Below are 15,548 nucleotides of genomic sequence, written 5' to 3' on the forward strand. Positions count from 1 at the left end.
AATCCCACTTGGATTGATCACTTACGTTGGCAAATGGTCAATCCAAGGAGGACTGATCCTCCCTAGTTGAGCTTGTTAATTTGTAAAAAGGGCACCAAAAATTACTTTCACTTCTGGCATGGATTCGCGGGTCGGTACGTTCATATCAATAGTGAATCGACCACTCCTTGATTGCAGTCCACTTTTCGGGATAACGTAAGCCGGCAAATCAGAAGGAGTTTTTCGGTAAACCACTGCAAGTGAGTTTAGTGTCCCATCTTTTAACGCAGTCTGATCTGGTGAACTAAACCCATGAATGCTAATACGAGGTATTTTAGCCACGTACTTGTCCGTATCCTCATTTACTTCGTTATGCATATTAAAGAATAAAACATAACTATCGGGGTAGTCCTTAACGAACGGATCCTTTCCCGGCCCCTTATTTGCTAACCAACGTAAGGAATTGAAATCCCCCAAAAGTGAACGGTGGGGATCGTTCGGGTCCGCCAAATCGATAAGGATTAGGCTGTCGATCACTCCCTTATACTTTCCATCAGAACTTGCAATAAAGAGATTAGTAGGATCCCATTTGGTTGTTTGATCACCGCCAAAAATGCTTGGTGCCATGGAGAAAATATTTGTTTTCTTTAGCGCAATTTCGGCATTGCTTGCAGCATACTTGTCAGTAGGGAGCTTTTCTCCCGCTTGTACCCTTAATATGCGTTCGATGATCGTTACGCTTTGTGCTCGAGTCGTGGTTTTCTCTGGTCCGAGTTCCCCGTTGATTAGGCCTTGAATCAGACCTTTCTTTACGGCGTTGTACATAACAGAAACATCATCCATCCTCAAGACTGGATTCTGCAACGTTTTATCGGTTGCACGCAAGGACAATTTTGACATATCAACGCGACTAATCTCTTGATTCATTTCATTAATATCAAAGTCTCCACTTTGATAAATCCCTGCAGTTTTCGCTGCATTCACATAGGGCACATACCACATTCCACCATTTGTCGTCGCTGTTACAGGTAATTTCATGGCCGTTACGACCATTTTAATGAATTCGCCCCGGCTTAAGTTAAAATCCGGTTTAAAGGAATGATCCTCATAGCCATCTACATATCCTTTGTTTACGGCACTCAAGATGGAATCCTTTGCCCAATGATCAGATATGTCTACGAGATCAACCTTTGCTTGCGTTGAGTTCGCAACTGCTATTTGATCGCCTCCGCTTGCCTTACAACCTGAAGCAGCCATCACACTAAATGCAGCTCCAATGAGAAAAGCCTTTTTCCATATCATCATAATCAACTCACTTTTCATATGAATTTCAGCCCGCCTCTTCTCGCTAATTGCCAAAAGAAAAAACCCTATGAGGCGCGTCTTTGACAGACAGAAAAATTCTGTCATGGCATACGCTGCACCCATAGGGTCGCTTGCTTGCGGAAGGTAGTACTGATCTACCCTAAATGATATCACATGCAAATCCCATTTGGTACAACGATTTTGGACACGCTCTGCCATTTTTTATTCTGAACTTGCTTTTGAAACTGACAAAACTGTATATCTTAGAGCCTCTACATATTGCAAGTAAAAGGCTCCTATTTTTCCGATTTCCATTTGTTCAAGTACAAACTCTTTTGGTAAGGATTCTTTATAGGATCGTTTCTCCGTCATGGCATCATATACGTCGCATACAGCCACGATCTTGGATAATGCATCTTCCGGAATAATCTGTTTTGGATAACCACATCCATCTTCTCTCTCATGATGGCCTTCTATGGCGGATATGATATTTTGCTCGTAGCCGTTATCTTTCAAAATCTGCACTCCAAATTCAACATGTTTCTGTATAAACTGGTACTCAGATTCCATCAACTTGCCTTTCTTGGAAAGAATATGATCAGGTATATTCATTTTTCCTACATCGTGAAGTAGACCTGACCGTAACGCAGAGATGCTTTGATCATGATCCATTCCAATCATCTGTGCAACCTGGAAGCAGAGCTGTGAAACGCGAAGAGAATGGTAGTAAGTCTCTGCGTGATGTTTCCTTAGCCGTTCTAATATGAGATAGTCAGCCATCCTTTCACCGCCCGATATCCAATTTTATTTTATCCGGGATGCTTTTAACACGATGTCGTTATCGGAACCGGACGTTTGCTACACTACTAATGACAATTGGCTCTTGTCTTCCAAAGCCAATTAAATTTTGACGAATTTCTACAATAGCCACAACCGATGGACCGTAGATTGTAACATCTATGTTTCTGGTAACCTGCGCCGATGTTCCGCCATTTGCTATGATCGACCGATGAATGACAAATGGATAACTTGGATTCGTTACAAATTCAATCCAATGAACAACCGGCGCCTGGCTTAAATAGCTCCCTGCGACAGGAATGTTCGTAGAATCGAGCCGCATATTAAGACGTAAGTATTTATAAAAACTGTTTGTACCTGCCGTGGTGTTATAGACAAGAAGTCCCTTTGCTGCTTGTACTGGATCTATATCTAAAGATGCGGCGTGAGTTGCATGATCTATAAGGGGCTTAGTTTTGTCAGTGATAACCGTTTGGAGCATCCAGTTCACGATAACCACCCACATCCATACAATTGCTAATATAGCAAGAAGGGAAAACAATAAGATATGTACGCCACCGCGCTGCTCGCGAAATAAAACTTGGTTTCGCCGGCGAAGTGCAGTCAGCCAATTCAACTTAATTCCCTCCTCATCAATTGTATGCTTCGCTTCTACCGTAAAGGGTTATTACATAATAACCTTCGTTGGTAGAGCTACTCCCCGAACCTCGAATTGCAGCCAGCATTTTAGTCAAATTAGGAGCAGGGTATTTTAAGGTTAGTGTAATGGTAGGATCTGCGGCGTCCCTTAGAACTTTCGTCGATGTACTGCCTGTATAAGATGGGTAACTTGTTCCTCCAACTGTAACTGCCCCTAACCCCAATGCATTTAGACGCGCATTTGTATTGGTTATGACTGATGGACTTACGTGTCCTACTACTTCGGCCTCTTTCAAAGCGTGGTTAGCAATCATATGCATATGATCGAGCCGCATTGCGTAAACAAAAAAGGGCACGATCGCAAAGCATAAAAATAAAAGGATGGGCATTACAAGCAAGGTCACAAGGAGACTCGCAATGCCCCTTTCGTTAGTAAGAACTCGGATAAATCTGCTCTTTGTCATACATCCATCACTTCTGTCCTGTTTTCTAATTGGTATTATAGTCAAAACCTCGGGCTTTATTGGTAATCTGACTATGGCCATTCTGGAGATCTTGTACGATGCCACCATTACCAAGGAAAATGAAAATCCCAATTCCGAAAATAAACGTGCACAATAATAGAGTAATAATGAGTTTTGACATAGCTTAGGGGGCCGTGGCCGTCGCTACACCCGTGGTAGTATTCACGGTTGCTCCGGTAACGGACGTATTTATATTTCCTGATTTCGTTACTGCTGCAGGGGCAACCCTCGTCCCCCCAACATACAATCCAACTCCGGCTAGCAATGCACATACCAACAAAGTTACAACAAGCTTTGTCAAATAAATCCCCTCCATTTAGTTATGAAAATTATTAGAAACATTAAGTACTAAGTCGGGGAACAATTAAGGCGCTGTTCCTGTAAACGTTCCAGTTGTGGCGTTAACTGAAGAACCTGTGACAGCGGTATTAATACCACCAGATTTCGTTACTGCTGCAGGGGCAACCCTTGTCCCTCCAACATACAATGCGACTCCGGCAAGCAGTGCACATACTAACAAAGTTACGACAAGTTTAGTCATTGAAAACTCCTCCATTTAGATAAGAATAAATTCATATTAAAAATGCTTGGTATTCGGATTATGTGGTAGAAATAATTTAAGCACGTTCTCAAGAACAATCAAGGTGCTGTTCCTGTGAAAGTTCCAGTAGTTTCGTCTACTGAAGATCCTGTGACAGCAGTATTTATACCGCCGGATTTCGTTACTGCTGCAGGGGCAACCCTCGTCCCTCCAACATACAAAGCGACTCCTGCAAGCAATGCACAGACCAAAAGAGTAACCACGAGTTTAGTCATTAATAATTCCTCCTATGGAATTGTTTAATTTGCTTTGCGATTTGCCATTGGAAGGCTTAGTTAAACGCGTTCTGAATATTTGTACGCTGAGTAGTGCCGGCTGTTCCAGTAGCAGGTAAGATCTGTGAGCCGAACACATACATTGAAACACCCATAAGGAGTGCGCATACAAGCAACGTAACAAGAAGCTTTGTCATGATGAAAGGACCTCCTAAGGAGTTGTAAAACTCGTCATAATTTGAGTGCTAATGGAGGTAAGCCACGGATATAAAAATAAGACTACATCAATTCCAAAAGGAATCATGATATAAAAGCTAATAAATACTGGCGCGTTCTCAATGCGACGATTAACATCAGATTCCAGAGTAGCATCTATGTTTTCGGCCTCATTTTTCAGAACTTCGACAATCTCTTTAGCTTCCGTTTCGCTTAGCGATATTAGGGCATTCACGAGAGGATATACCTCCGAGATGCCAACGGAATCTTTAAAGCGTTCAATAGCAGCCCTTTGATTGTTACCCCATGCAGCAGCCATTTCTTGAATGTGCGGCTTAAGCAGTTTTAGAGGTCTGCTTGCCATAAGGAAGGTTTCTCTTATGTCCGACTTTTCATTGACACAGAGTTGCAACCTTTGAGATAACTTAGCGATCTCAATTAGGTACTCTGTCTTTTTCCCATTTGCTGAGACCATTACGAGTACAAATGGAAGCCAATATCCAAGTAATCCCGCAGCCAGTAGGAGAAGAAGTATGAAGAAATACGCTCCAAGATTTAGATTTAGTAGTACGTTTATACTTCTCACTTGTGACATAAAGGCAAACAATGTAAATATGGTAGCCATACTCCAACGAACAAGCTGAAACCACGAATGCGTCAAAGTGTGTGGAAGACCTGCTAGTCTTGCTCTCTCATAGTAATTGCGGACCTTTAAGGGCATTTCCTCATCATCAGCTAATCTTTGATAAAACGACTGTGCTTCTTCTGTTTTTCTTAAGTCTTCGAGCAATCTTGCAAGACGGCTGTTACGGGTAAACCGAATATTAGATACAATCGGCAACCAGAAGAACAAGGCACCTGCTCCAAAACAGATTATTAAGATCCCCTTAAATCCGTAATTCCAGAAATAATACCAAAAATCCAAGCGCTCCCCCCCTTGCTAGAATCGCTTACGTCCTGATTTAAGTACCATGATCATGGATCCCATCAGAACGACTAACGTAAGGACCATAAGGAATTTACCGAATGGTTCCAAGAAATAGTGCTTAAAATTAGGCGGATCAGCAATAACGTTAAAAAGGACGATACCAAACGCAGCAAGCACTAGGAACACTGTACCGATACGATATACCGTAATCATTGCGAGCCGATTCTCCTCATTTTTCTTTGACGTCAGCATATCCTTCACTAACTTTTGAAGAGCCCCCGTTACATTAACACCTCGCGTAATCCCAATAAGGAGGATGTCTACTAGATCATCAGCCCAGTGGTTGTCTAAGCGCTCCGCAAATTCATAAAGGGCATCTTTAATTGGTTTAATGCGAAGGGAGAGCTCGAGTCTCTTCCATTCGGCACGAACATCTGCGTGCATGGTAGGACCTGCTTTTGAAGCAAGTTCTGCCATCGTGATGCGAGGCCGATAATGACCGATCAAGTTTTGCACAAGTGCAATCATACGAAGTGCAATGCGATGCCTCTTGCGCTGTAATCGAAAGCGAATATAAAAATAAGGGAATGAAGCGAATAATATTCCTGTACATAAACTCAAGAACACTGGATTCGTTGAAGCTATCCGATCGGTACCGGTAGCGTAGGCCTGTTGCAGAAGATAAATCGCCCCGGTCGATCCAAATCCGCCAACCAACAAGCCCACAAGCATAATCGAAAGTACAACTTCTACACTCGTCTTGATTTCTGCAATCTCCATTTCAACAGCGAAGCGATCGACGAGCGGTATCTTCCGAAAAGATATTTTTATTTCCTTTTCCGGATCGCCAAGACTCCTGAATCTTCTTCTTTTTTGAATAGCAGCGGCAATTTTTTGAAGAACCGGAATAGCAATCATTACCGTTCCAATAATCCACAAAGAAATGAATAGTCCCTTTGCGAACCCAGATACAAGCATTGGAGAAAAAAGATTACTCATCATGTCCTACTCCCAGAATCCGAGCTCTTTAAACTCGCTCGGATTCGCACCATTGGCAATCATATGGTCCATGAGGGGACGGCTAATTTTGTGCCCCGTTAGTTTCCACTCCCGGTTAAGGTAATCCCATTCGATCAAAGGCCTGACCTGAACTTTCTCTTCATCATCCACTGAAAGTTCTGTGATCTCTGTAGCGATTCTGTAATTCTGACCATCTATCTTTACCAGTCGTAGGAATATAATAATATTGAAAGCTCGAGCAATCCGTTTTTTTGCATCCTCTGTATCATGAATACGACCGTCTTGCTTCATCATATCAATGACGTCACTGACAAATGATTCACGATACTTGGTATGCATTGTCGCCATGACGTCATGTCCACGTAGAGCTCCCTGTATGGCCTGATTAATTTCCGCCCCCCGCCCCTCGCCGAGCACAACCCAGTGCGGAGACATGACAAGTAAAGGTTTAAAAGCTTCCTCCATGGTGAGGCCAATATCATCAACTTTGCGTACACCTAGGATGCTTCGAATTCCCTTCAACCTTCTTCTAAGGGCAATTTCAAAATCAGATTCCAAAGTCCTGATACGCTCCTGCTCAGGGATTTCCTGACAAAGACCAAACAAGAAAGTAGTCTTACCTGTATTTGTAGAACCCCCGATCAACATACAAGCGTGATAACGAACAAAAAGTTTTAGCAATTTTACCATCTTGGAATTGATCGTTCGGTACTCCACCGATGAGAGCATTTCAAGAGTGACATCACGAACAATAAAATTCCGAATATGTATGGCTGGCACATCCGAGTATGGCGCTCTTGACATAACAAGCCTCGACCCGTTCCATAAATACGACTGTACCCACGGAGCGTTTTCATTTATCGGCTTTTTCCCACATAGAGCAAGTCGATCTTGTAAGATAAGGACCTCTTCGGTGGAATTGAACTTTCGCTTGGTATAGGGGATCGTTTCCCCTTTCATAATGAGGAAAATATCCTTATCAATGACTTGAATTTCTTCGACACCTGGAAGATCCTTTAAATCTTCAATAAGACTAGCTCCACATGTTTGAGCAAAAATACTTTCGGTTGCGTTCATTCCTTCTATTAAAGTATCAGGATCCATTTCAATCCGATACTCCATAATGAGCGTATCGATAACTGCTTTCATCCGGTCTTTTGCACTGATCTCACCAAGGCCCGCCGCAAGGATGTCTCGATATAATTCTTGATCCTTCTGCTGCCGATCCATTAAATGCTTATGGACTATCTCTACAGCTTGAGATAAAGGAATGCGTCGTCCCTCTCCAAGATGAATGAGACGAAGGGATGAACTCGCTTGTTCTTTTGCCTTCGCTTGTCGAATATCTTGCAGATGTTTATATGAATCGAAGGCAATACGCGGTTTCATTTTCATCACAGTTTCCGTCACAATAGTCACCCCCTATTCTGGAATATTTTACGAAAGAAGCCAGGCTGCTTTTGCTCAGAAGCGGCAGCGACAAAGTCCGTACTATTACTATCTGCAATCGTTGAGGCCAGTTGATTAATTGCTTGGTTAAAGGAATCGATCTGCGAATCAGCTTGTAAGTATAGAGGGATACCATCGTGAATGGATTTAACACCCAATCCACCACCCACGTTCGGGATCTTCCCTGCTACATCCATGTCGAGATAGTTAATCATATCTTCGAGCTTATCATTTTCTTGTAGCCGGTTAATCACAAGCTTAAAGTCTTTTGAACTTAAACCACATAGTCGCCAGTAGCATTCCAACCATTCTTTCCAGCTGATCCGGTACGATGTATAAATCGGTTGAGAAACCAACCATCTCTCATCCGCATATCTAACACCACATATCGTGGCTGCATTATCTGCAAAGGAACTGACATCCATGATCGTAATATGAAAAGTCTGTCTAGCGACGCTCATTAGGTGATAAATCATCTCCGGTGTCACATCAGAGGCCGTTTCCCTACGGTGGCTGCCTGGCAAAACATAAAGATTAGAAAACTTTTTATGTACGACAGATGCAGCTTCTAAAGAGGATGGGTCCAGCGTACCCGACTGCAGCTTTGCTCGTATTTGAAAATTACTTTTAATCCGATCCGAAATGTTTAAGTGAGATCGCAATGAGGGGTTTTTCAGATTCCCGTCGATTAATCCCACACGTAATTTTGTTTTCGAAGCAATAGCAAGGGCCGTATTCATTGCGACCGTCGAGGCGCCGTCCGCCGCAGCTGCTGGCAATACTGAAATAAATTTGCCGCCTTCAACGTGTTGATCTTGACTTCGTTCAAACCCGAGTATGTTTTTGGCAAATTCATAAGCTGTCTTTTCAGATGAAATTTGTGCTGGAAGAATAGTGAAATCGTAATCCAACGCCAACTTCTCGATAATTGATATCATCGCTGAATCGTACGTAACCGTGTCTAATGTGATGTAAACCAGCGCACCTGTTGACGCACGCTTAATTTCATCAACCCATACCCATGGATACAGATCGGTGAATAGACCGGCATCAGCACAAACGACATCATAATTATTTGCAAGGTGGAATAAAAATTCGTCTTTTTGATCAACAATCTGAAATTCCATACCTTCTTTTCGATATTCCAGAAGCCTTTCCATTGCCTCTTGTTGCTTGATACCTATTAGAACTCTCATTTACGTACCTCCGTAGCTGTAGGTGTTACTGGCGGAGTTGATGACTGAGGCTGTTGGGCACTAGAATTGCTCCCTTTAACTTCCGTATCTTTAAGATTGCTCTTTACCGTAACTTCTCCCTTATTTTGTTTCGAAAAGGCATCCGCCCTCTGCAACTCTAGGAAGGAATCCGTAACTTTAGCCGGTGGCATGTCACGTTTATTTAGGTTTGGTAACGCGAGTTTTATTTTCCCGCCAATTGAACCAAGTGCGTACGCACTGTAAGTGTCATCGTTCATGATGTATGTATTCGTTTCGGGCTTTCCTGTTGATTTTGCACGACTATTCGCGAGTTGGTCGGAGTCACTTTGAACCAGGTTTTCCAACGCATTAACGTCCCAAACCTCAACTCCCTCTGCGGTCTTGATCGATGTAACTCGAAGCCCTTCAATGATCTTTACAGCACCTATCGTTTCCAACCCGTTTGGAGTCCGGATCAACTTTGGACTATCAAACTCAACCCAAACATCTACCGAATCTCCGAGGCGGACCATATTATTAACGTTCGTCGTGACATCCGTCTTAAAACTGTAATAACGTTCGCCTTCCCTCGGAACATAACCCGGAGTACCGACTTTCCATGATGCAATTTCCTCGTTCTCCCCAACAGGCACGAGTACTTCCTTGCCTAGGAGATCCTTTGAATCAATGATTGCTTCTTTGACGTGAGCGGCCTCGGGTATGGATACTTGTCGCAGCATGGATGCTTCGATGATTTCCCCTGACTTGAGCAACCGAGTTGGCTTAACCGTAATTGTAGAGGTGAATTTGACCTCTGTTAATTTGGAAAAATATAGATTGCCAACGACAGAAATCGCCATAAGGGCTACTCCCGAAGCCCCAATAATTACTTTCCGCAAACGAATCACTCCCCAGATAGCCCTATGTCCTACGGGCATTCTACTCTATGATGTACAAGATACAAGACCTATGTATCGACAAATTATATGTAAATGTTTTCCTTCTATTGTGTTGTACGTGTTTATTATACACACATAGGACTAAAATAGCGACAAATTTTTCTATTTATATGGTCTAAAAGACACTGTAATCTAAGTTTGTCGAATCGTGTAAATAGATATAAAGAACTAATGTCGAAACCTGTCATATTACGTAGTTGTAAACACAAAAAAGCTCTATGATGACACACTTTCCCTAAGGAAGGTGCGACTCATAGAGCCACGTTATCTTGAACAATTAGTTCAGCAACTCTCAATGCTGAACTAGTAACACACACGTTTAGTATAAACTTGCACACGTTCAAATGCAATATGTTAGCACTAAGGCATTTCATTAATTTTCTCAATGACTTTTTGTTTATTTACTCGGCGATAAAAAGTCAATAGCTGTAATAATTCATCCGTCTCTTCATCAGGCGGAGAAATCAAGTGTTCATTCACTGGACGATAGTCGCTAACACATATCACTGTAGTCCCATGTAACCCACACAAGAAGGTAAATGCTTCATATCCGTATCTCATTAATCTATCTTGTATTGGAACAATTAATAGACTCACATCACCGGCTACGACCATTTGATAAAGTTTGGTATATTCTTTCCGTTCGTTTAGAAGTCCACCGGTATCATACAACCAATGATCAACTGAAATATTATTTTCAATAGCATACTCGAGAATCACTCTATGTTGGTAGTCGTACAGATGCCTTCTCTCGCTGTTGAAAACACGGCAATATCCGACAACAGCCCCCTTTCCTGCCGAACGATGATCTCTAAATTTCACTTGCAAATACTGATCATGGGTATAAAAGCGACGATTTCCTTCAGTGCGGTGAGCAACTAAAGTTCCATCACGGTCCCATCTCTGTAGTGTTTTTACAGTTCTGCCAATCAATTTTGCGAATTCTCCTACTTTGTACTCATTCTTCATAGTATAATATTACCACAAACCAACTCTTTATAAAATAAAGTTAGAATAAAATACCAATTAAAGGCAATTCATTCAAATTAATTATTCTCCAAATGCTGTCTAATAATTTTCGATATCAATTCTTGTACATGACCATCAGTTGCTTTGTGTAATTTTTGAAATTCTGAATAATGTAAGGAGATCGTTAGTCTATGTACAAAATCGCCTAAGATAATCCCTTCATCAGTTGAGAAGACCTCACCATCAACAATATAATTCTTCAATAACGTTTCATTCTCACGGTTACGTAAGACCATGCCATTCCTCACGACAACCAGGTATGAATTTTGCTCCCAAAAAATCCGAATATTCTTCGTGCCAAATTGATGGACCATGGTCCCCAACATGTGTAGAGTCGTATCATCCAATGATGCGTGCGGTATACTGAATCGTACTGCCCCTTTGCTTGCAGCATAAGGCAAATTAAGACAAGGCTCACTAGTCCCCTCTGGAACGGATTTATCCAATACTACCATTTTGCCATTACAAAGGATTGTGACCGGATCCGTATCAACAATCCAGCAATGTTCCCCATCCCTATCTACGCTATCGAACAGGCGGTATCCATTAAAAAAGGGATTCAACTCACGCCCCTTTATCTCTTTTGGCGTATTTCTTTTCCTGTTTTTGTGACCATTAAATTCTCCACATATCTCAACACGGTGAGAATCAATCCACTTCTTAGGGATGGCATAAGTTGCATTACGCAGGTATGGATGTGAAGGGAATGCAGGGTCTACGTTTTTCTCAATCCAGCTTTTGATGAATTGCAACGGGACTTCTAATATGAGAGCTGCCTCTCTCATGGTTACATGTTCATTAAAAAATTCTCTAACTTTTTTAATCTCATCAGGGGAAAATCGTAATCCATCCCGCGATCCAATGGGGTGCAATATCCCTTTCTTGATCCATTCAAAAATAGTCCGTCTAGACAAGTTAAGCTCGGTCATCGCGTCATCAGTTGTTAGCAAAGCCCGTTACCCCCAAATAAATTACTATCGACTAATTTTGATTGAATTTTCCCTTCTGGGAAGATGTATTTTCCATCTCGCATCTGAGGTGGATCAATTAAAGCAGCAATCAATCATCTAGCCTTCCCTAGTCACATGCAAATTCACTATCCCTTGCAATTGTTTAATAAACTCAATAGCATTGGCTGCCTTCTTTGACACAAAACCATCCGCCGCAAAACATTTAAAGCTTTCCTCTTCATACATTGAAGTAATGTAGAACTTTGCATTCGGAAAGTTTTGATCAATAGTCTTACGCGATTCTAGATGACTATCTATAAGCAAAGAACCACTAACAATTATTACGTTAATTGCTTCCTTATGTTCCAGTTCGACAGCTTCATCAATTGAACCCACATATACGACAGAAATGGCATTGGGATCAATAATCGCTTTCCATATACCACCTTCAAGAAGATGGTTCTTTTTTTCAACAATCAATAATTTAATCACTTAAGTACAACCACCTTTCATAAAATGATTGATTCAGGAAAATAAAGTTCGTTAGCCAATATCCAGTAATTAAGCAGTTTTTATGAGAATTATAATTAAAAATTAGTTTGTTACTTAGGAGACTTTTTCAAAATGTAATGAGGTGAAAGTGGAAAATAAAGTTCGTTAGTGATGTTTACTCTTGTAAAATCATCATATCCCCCAACTAATTTGATTCCTGACAGTATTAAAAGATAAGGCTTATTTTATTAATAAGTATGGCAACTAATAATCCGTTTATCTACTGACTGGCCGCTGGAGATCTAAATTTAAGTAACGTTCACCGAGGGAGTTGAATAGCTATTTTTCTAGTATTACGTAATATACTGTATTAAGTCATCTGACACTTCAGACTTATCAGCCCATATATAAGAATTAGTTCTGAACCATTGATATCTGTCAGATACTAGCACTAGAAACAAAGGAGTGAGAGTCTTCAATTACAGATCCTTTAACAACTTAAATATGGGAAGGTCTTCATAAAATTCCTTTTTCTCTTTTTCAAACTGCCGATAGGCTGAATTCGCCTCCATTTTGTTCGCGAGTAACACGTTAGTACAAAATACAAGCTCCAGATTATCCTGTTTAGTTCCATCCAATTTTAACTGGATGAGAATTTCATTGTCTTCCTCCCTTAGGCTCCCATGTATTCGTTTTTTTATTTGAAGCCTGTTAATGATTTTTACCGGGTCGGGCGGATTTGAAGATCGTGCTCTCTGATACAAATGATCAGCAACCTCGAGCAGATCAGTATTTCCGCTTAAGTCAAAAGCGTTTATACATCTGAGACAAAACTGATTAGTCCAGTTAGACGCAGCCTCAGTTTCATATGGATCAAAATGATCGAACGACCTCTTTAATGTTTCGGGGTTAAGATTTACCGCTTTCGCCAATGTATCCACACTAAGCATGGTATAGACACTGTGCGGAAAAGTATCCCCAGATTCGAACTGGATATCAATGCGTAACTCAAGCATATCCATTCCGTAGCCGTTAGATATTAGCAAATCCCCTTTTGGATTATAATATACGAGAACAGACTTATCCCCGAGCTCTACGTTAATAAGCTTGGTACTTTCTGGATCCTTAATCTTGATACCTACTAATTTTTTCTGATTAATTGATTTTGTCAATAAGTATAAAATCAAACCGAGATCATCAGCATCCTTTGCTTCATTAAAAACTGTATTATTTTGAATTCCTAAATGCTTAAAAAGAATAGAAGCATCTTCAATTTCTCTATGAAGTTGTTTTACACTTTGGAGCTCATCTTGTAATTCTTTGCCTTGTGTAATTTCAAAAAATGAACCTGCAAACTGCACGGGATGGCCAGCAAACATATCATTGAGGAAAGGGATGACTTGTAATTGCGCGGCTAGAGAATGGAACCCTAAAAAACGAAAATGTAACTTCATATTGCTCTGTTCGATAGTAATGGAGAACACTTCTTCAAGAATGAGGATTGTTTTATCTTCTTCTACGGATATTTTCGTACGAAAGTCATATGAATGCCCGTTAACTTCGAATCTTGTTAATCCTGCTGTTCCTAAGGATTGGATTCTACCAATATCTAGAGGTATTCGAATGTTATTCGCCATCCCGTAAATAGTAAAGTCGTGCTCAAATATCGAGCTAGTCGTAGTATGCGTAGGATTATACGTTAAGCTAGTGAGCGTATATGCTTGGAAAGAGTCCTTAGGGAACAAATTGTTCTTTACAAGGACTTTGGGTTGATGTTCCTTCTCTGATAAAAACTTTCGACAAACCGAATAGAGATTCGTTTCCTCAAGTGGACGTAATTCTACGGATTTGGTCTTCTGGTGACCGTACTTCTCAATAATTCGAGTGAGTTCCATCCCTAAGAGTGATTTATAAAATATTTTAGTCGCACCACTCATCTTGACATCAACGACGAGCAGCAAGGCGCCATCGCTGTTTAAATAATTTCTATAATGGGCCATTTCTAAGGAAAAAGACCGATTTTCTTCATGGAAATGATCCACCGTATTACCTTTTACTTGTACTGGGACGATTCCTACCAAGGATTCCTTTTTCTCGGATCCATCTCTAAATACAGATATGGACCCGTCAAAAGATATTCCCTTATCACCGACAGGTATATCTGCATTCAAGTATGAGCCTGGTTGATGTGCCGCAGTTGTAACTGCACCTACAGCTAGGCGCTCTATTTGTGTATTGGACAGCATCATCTGTGCCATCATCCTTTTCGAATAAGATAATTTTTCCAACAATAGCATTGTACAAATTCTACAACTCGTATTCAAATTATTGGGCAGCATTATTGTAGTCGCTCGTGCCATGCTAATCGCTTATATCTACTAACATTGATAAGCACAGTTTCGGCTGTATCTATATTTTCCGATGATTTCATTAAATGTTTCTCAGCAGCAGCAGCGGCAGTAGCATGGTCATCAGTTAGCCAAAAAAAAAACCACTATCGAATTATCAAGGGAGGGGAATATTCACCCTACACAAATATTTTCTCGTGGACTGATATGCATTCTGTATTTTGATAGAAAGTCTGATTTGAACATTTCAAATTCGTTTTTCCTTTCAAAACCAAAACTGATACGCTCTTTGACATATCTTCCTTTATCGTCAACATAGCTAATCGTATAACATCTACTATAAAGATATGTTTCATTGGCATATTGTATTGAATCAAAGTTTATTGTTTTTCCACGGTACTCAAGCTGATTTATTTTCACTTCAACAGGTGAACCATCATAATCTGTAAACTTTCCGTGTCGTTTCGGAGTTATGAGATTAATGATAAAAATAAAAACAATGAATCCAATTACTGGTATGAAAATACCCATTATTGGAGCGAATAGACCTGCTTCGGGGAACATTATAAACCCTAATATGGTACCAGGAATTATTAAAATAAAGATTAGCTTGAGTACGTTAATAGAAGCAATTGAGACATTATTATTACTGTAAAAGCGCATGTGTTGCATCCTCCTATCACGTCAGTTTAATCTTCATCTTGCATGATCAGTATTAAAAACTTCTCATTAGGATCGATCTCTATCGCATGAAAAGCCCTTAGTATCCGAGCTTAAAAGCTTTAGGTTTAGCTATTATTTTTATTCTAATACCGGTAACCTCCCCGACGACCGTGTATTTAGTCTGATCCTGGCGCTAATTTCGTAATGTTTACAGTTGTAAAACCGATTAACGAACTT

At 40.7% G+C, this 15,548-nt stretch carries 18 protein-coding genes; all 18 read right to left on the reverse strand.

What is annotated here, in order from left to right; genetic code table 11:
• Positions 1-75: 75 nt before the first annotated feature.
• On the reverse strand, positions 76-1,302 hold the full coding sequence (locus tag QFZ80_RS00150; protein ID WP_307544644.1) for an S-layer homology domain-containing protein: 1,227 nt from the start codon (positions 1,300-1,302) through the stop codon (positions 76-78).
• A 204-nt stretch (positions 1,303-1,506) separates the two neighbouring features.
• On the reverse strand, positions 1,507-2,064 hold the full coding sequence (locus tag QFZ80_RS00155) for an HD-GYP domain-containing protein (protein WP_307544643.1): 558 nt from the start codon (positions 2,062-2,064) through the stop codon (positions 1,507-1,509).
• Between the two features lie 58 nt (positions 2,065-2,122).
• Entirely contained in the window at positions 2,123-2,698 is a 576-nt protein-coding gene (locus QFZ80_RS00160; RefSeq protein ID WP_307544641.1) for a hypothetical protein, read from the reverse strand.
• Between the two features lie 16 nt (positions 2,699-2,714).
• Positions 2,715-3,185, reverse strand: a complete 471-nt coding sequence (locus tag QFZ80_RS00165; RefSeq protein ID WP_307544639.1) for a hypothetical protein — start codon at positions 3,183-3,185, stop codon at positions 2,715-2,717.
• A 184-nt stretch (positions 3,186-3,369) separates the two neighbouring features.
• A complete protein-coding gene (locus tag QFZ80_RS00170) occupies positions 3,370-3,546 on the reverse strand; it encodes a hypothetical protein (protein ID WP_307544637.1) in 177 nt (58 codons plus the stop codon).
• Positions 3,547-3,609: 63 nt separating this feature from the next.
• Positions 3,610-3,786: a hypothetical protein gene (locus tag QFZ80_RS00175; RefSeq protein WP_307544634.1), complete on the reverse strand. Its 177-nt coding sequence runs from the start codon at positions 3,784-3,786 to the stop codon at positions 3,610-3,612.
• Between the two features lie 98 nt (positions 3,787-3,884).
• The gene (locus QFZ80_RS00180) at positions 3,885-4,061 is read right to left on the reverse strand and encodes a hypothetical protein (RefSeq protein ID WP_307544632.1); all 177 of its coding nucleotides are present in this window, start codon (positions 4,059-4,061) and stop codon (positions 3,885-3,887) included.
• Between the two features lie 56 nt (positions 4,062-4,117).
• Positions 4,118-4,258: a hypothetical protein gene (locus QFZ80_RS00185; protein ID WP_307544630.1), complete on the reverse strand. Its 141-nt coding sequence runs from the start codon at positions 4,256-4,258 to the stop codon at positions 4,118-4,120.
• A 14-nt stretch (positions 4,259-4,272) separates the two neighbouring features.
• Complete coding sequence (locus QFZ80_RS00190) at positions 4,273-5,202, reverse strand: hypothetical protein (protein WP_307544628.1); 930 nt, start codon at positions 5,200-5,202, stop codon at positions 4,273-4,275.
• A 15-nt stretch (positions 5,203-5,217) separates the two neighbouring features.
• The gene (locus tag QFZ80_RS00195) at positions 5,218-6,207 is read right to left on the reverse strand and encodes a type II secretion system F family protein (protein WP_307544626.1); all 990 of its coding nucleotides are present in this window, start codon (positions 6,205-6,207) and stop codon (positions 5,218-5,220) included.
• A 3-nt stretch (positions 6,208-6,210) separates the two neighbouring features.
• Positions 6,211-7,635 (reverse strand): ATPase, T2SS/T4P/T4SS family, encoded by a 1,425-nt coding sequence (locus QFZ80_RS00200; RefSeq protein ID WP_307544624.1) that lies wholly within the window; start codon positions 7,633-7,635, stop codon positions 6,211-6,213.
• A gap of 5 nt (positions 7,636-7,640) precedes the next feature.
• Positions 7,641-8,870, reverse strand: coding sequence for a CpaE/TadZ family protein (locus tag QFZ80_RS00205; protein ID WP_307544623.1), 1,230 nt, complete (start codon positions 8,868-8,870; stop codon positions 7,641-7,643).
• Positions 8,867-9,769 carry a CpaB family protein gene (locus QFZ80_RS00210; protein ID WP_307544621.1) on the reverse strand — a complete coding sequence of 301 codons (903 nt, stop codon included), beginning with the start codon at positions 9,767-9,769 and terminating at the stop codon, positions 8,867-8,869. Before QFZ80_RS00210 ends, QFZ80_RS00205 begins: the two co-directional genes overlap by 4 nt.
• A gap of 420 nt (positions 9,770-10,189) precedes the next feature.
• Positions 10,190-10,798, reverse strand: a complete 609-nt coding sequence (locus QFZ80_RS00215) for a MerR family transcriptional regulator (protein ID WP_307544619.1) — start codon at positions 10,796-10,798, stop codon at positions 10,190-10,192.
• A 77-nt stretch (positions 10,799-10,875) separates the two neighbouring features.
• A complete protein-coding gene (locus tag QFZ80_RS00220; RefSeq protein ID WP_307544617.1) occupies positions 10,876-11,808 on the reverse strand; it encodes a helix-turn-helix domain-containing protein in 933 nt (310 codons plus the stop codon).
• Between the two features lie 117 nt (positions 11,809-11,925).
• Positions 11,926-12,300 (reverse strand): hypothetical protein, encoded by a 375-nt coding sequence (locus tag QFZ80_RS00225; RefSeq protein WP_307544615.1) that lies wholly within the window; start codon positions 12,298-12,300, stop codon positions 11,926-11,928.
• Positions 12,301-12,779: 479 nt separating this feature from the next.
• Positions 12,780-14,549 carry a DUF4365 domain-containing protein gene (locus QFZ80_RS00230; RefSeq protein WP_307544613.1) on the reverse strand — a complete coding sequence of 590 codons (1,770 nt, stop codon included), beginning with the start codon at positions 14,547-14,549 and terminating at the stop codon, positions 12,780-12,782.
• A 273-nt stretch (positions 14,550-14,822) separates the two neighbouring features.
• Positions 14,823-15,311 carry a hypothetical protein gene (locus tag QFZ80_RS00235; RefSeq protein ID WP_307544610.1) on the reverse strand — a complete coding sequence of 163 codons (489 nt, stop codon included), beginning with the start codon at positions 15,309-15,311 and terminating at the stop codon, positions 14,823-14,825.
• Positions 15,312-15,548: the final 237 nt, after the last annotated feature.

This window comes from Paenibacillus sp. V4I7, assembly GCF_030817275.1.
GTDB lineage: Bacteria > Bacillota > Bacilli > Paenibacillales > NBRC-103111 > Paenibacillus_E.